Origin of the sequence: Microcystis sp. M_QC_C_20170808_M3Col, assembly GCF_007095505.1 — a bacterium.
Lineage (GTDB): Bacteria > Cyanobacteriota > Cyanobacteriia > Cyanobacteriales > Microcystaceae > Microcystis.
The window spans coordinates 1-2,586 of the sequence record NZ_SFBY01000172.1 but is presented as its reverse complement, the minus strand read 5'-3'; the positions used below and the strand labels follow the sequence as shown (position 1 = coordinate 2,586).

Here is a 2,586-nt window from a genome sequence, read left to right as displayed (position 1 = left end):
AGTTAAAAGTTAAACTTCAAGTTTTTATTCAGGACGAATGTACTGATTAACTAATTTTTTGGGGAAAATTAGTTAACCCATCATTATAACATATAATTAATTTGCAAGAGTTCTAATATCTAGAGCAAAAAAATTGTTTTGTTGTTTATTTTGCGGCAGATGAAGACGATATCGATCCAGAAGATGCTCAATATACAGATATTCTCATTGCCTGTACGCGCCATTTATTAGAACAACTAAAACAGGCTAATTCAACACCCTTAAAAAACTGGATAAAATCCCGTTGGCAGGATTTAATTGATTTAGCTTTAACAGAGATTAAAGTTGAAGATGTTAAACTAGAAACAGGGGATTTAATTAAATATTTTGGTAAATTGTCTGCGGCGATTCGGGCAATTCCCAGTCAAAGACAAGAAATAAGAAATAAAATTAATCCTCATACTGTTACGCTGTTAACAGCACTAAATGAGTTTATTGATAATAGCAAAACTGTCTTAGATGATTCAAAAAAATTAGTGGTAATTGTTGATAACTTAGATCGCATTGTACCAATAAATCGGCGAGATCATAAAACTAATCATGATGAGATTTTTTTAGATCGAGCCGATCAATTAAAGGGGTTAAATTGTCATTTGATTTATACTATACCTATTTCAATGGCCTATTCTAATCGGGCCAATGATCTCCGCGATATTTATGATAATGACCCGATGGTTTTACCGATGATTATGATCCGCAATCTTGATCGTACTATTAATCCTGATGGTATAGCAAAAATTAAGGCTATTATTGAGAAAAGAACCCAGCAATTTTTACCAACGAAAAAGCTAGAAACAGATATTTTTGAAAGTCAAGAAGTTCTGGAGCGATTATGTTTAATGACTGGAGGTCATGTACGAAACTTAATTTTATTAATGCAAACCGCTTTAGATCATGTGGATGCTTTACCCATTACCGCAAAAGCTGCTCAAAGAGCAATAACCCAAGCTAGAGATGTCTATCGGAGAACAGTAGAACACGAGCAGTGGAAAATTCTGGCTAAGGTACATCTTACCAACGAAATTCAAAATGATGAAGCTCATCGTAAATTATTATTCAATCGTTGTGTTTTACAATATGCTTATTTTGATGCAGATGCAGAGTTAAAAAGTTGGTATGATGTGCATCCTTTAATTACCGAAATTAAGGAGTTTAATGATGAATTATGAATGATGAATTATGAATGGGGAGCGGGAAACAGGGAACAGGTAAGAAAATCATTGTACCTCATAACTCTGAATACAGCTACATATAATAATGACAAACCAAAAAGTAAAACCCTTAACTAACTCTCAGGAATCGGATTTTGAAGGATTGCTAGAAGAGCAACCCCTAACAGCAGCAGAATCCTATCAAACATTACTGCGATCGCTCAGACGAAAAAATGGCTTTAATTTACTCTTTGTTCGCTGTTCTCCCGTGCAAGCTGATGAGATTATTCGGGGAATCAGTCAAGATTTACCCAATAAAAATATTCAAGTCCTGCAACTTGATTCAGAAACCGATAATTTGTATGAGAAAATTGTCGATCTACCAAATTATACCAATCTAAACATTCTTTTTGTGCGAGGTTTAGAAAATGCACTACTGCGCTACGAAGAAGCGGAAAGTCAAGGCTATTTCTTGTCGAGTCAAAGTCCAGTTTATGGAGGAACCTGGGCCGGAGTTCCTAAGATTTTAGGCTATTTAAACCTATCCCGTGAGCGATTTGAGCGGCAATTTCCCTTTACTTTAGTATTCTTATTGCCGGAATTTGCCTTGCGGTATTTTATTCGTCGTGCGTCGGATTTTTTTGATTGGTATTCGGGAGTTTATGAATTTCCGACCGATAAGGACATATTGGAAAGAGAAATTAGAAGACTGGTTTATTTAGACAGCGATCTCGATACCTATCAGCAATTCACTCCCCAACAACGACAGGAAAAGTTGGCCGAAATTAAGGCCTATTTAAGCGATTCCCCATCTCTCGATCCTGTTCGAGCATCTCAATTATGGCAGGAAAAAGGTTTAATTCATGCAATGGGAAAAGAATACAAACAAGCGATCGCATCCTACGATCAAGCTTTAGAAATTAAACCCGATTACCATGATGCTTGGACAAACCGAGGGTTTGAATTGCATAACTTAGGAAGGTATGAAGAAGCGATCGCATCCTACGATCAAGCTTTAGAATTTAAACCCGATGACCATTATGCTTGGTACGGCCGAGGGTTTGCGTTAGGTAATTTAGGAAGGTATGAAGAAGCGATCGCATCCTACGATCAAGCTTTAGAAATTAAACCCGATGACCATGAAGCTTGGTACGGCCGAGGGTTTGCGTTAGGTAATTTAGGAAGGTATGAAGAAGCGATCGCATCCTTTGATCAAGCTTTAGAAATTAAACCCGATGACCATGAAGCTTGGTACAACCGAGGGTTTGCGTTAGGTAACTTAGGAAGGTATGAAGAAGCGATCGCATCCTTTGATCAAGCTTTAGAAATTAAACCCGATTTTCATGAAGCTTGGCACAACCGAGGGAGTGCGTTAGATGACTTAGGAAGGTATGAA

At 37.2% G+C, this 2,586-nt stretch carries 2 protein-coding genes; both read left to right on the top strand.

Annotation, left to right across the window (positions count from 1 at the left end; translation table 11 throughout):
• Nucleotides 1-374 precede the first annotated feature (374 nt).
• Nucleotides 375-1,208: a hypothetical protein gene (locus tag EWV84_RS07895; RefSeq protein ID WP_287077566.1), complete on the top strand. Its 834-nt coding sequence runs from the start codon at nt 375-377 to the stop codon at nt 1,206-1,208.
• Between the two features lie 88 nt (nt 1,209-1,296).
• On the top strand, nt 1,297-2,586 hold a 1,290-nt coding region (locus tag EWV84_RS07890), incomplete at its 3' end, for a tetratricopeptide repeat protein (RefSeq protein ID WP_287077565.1).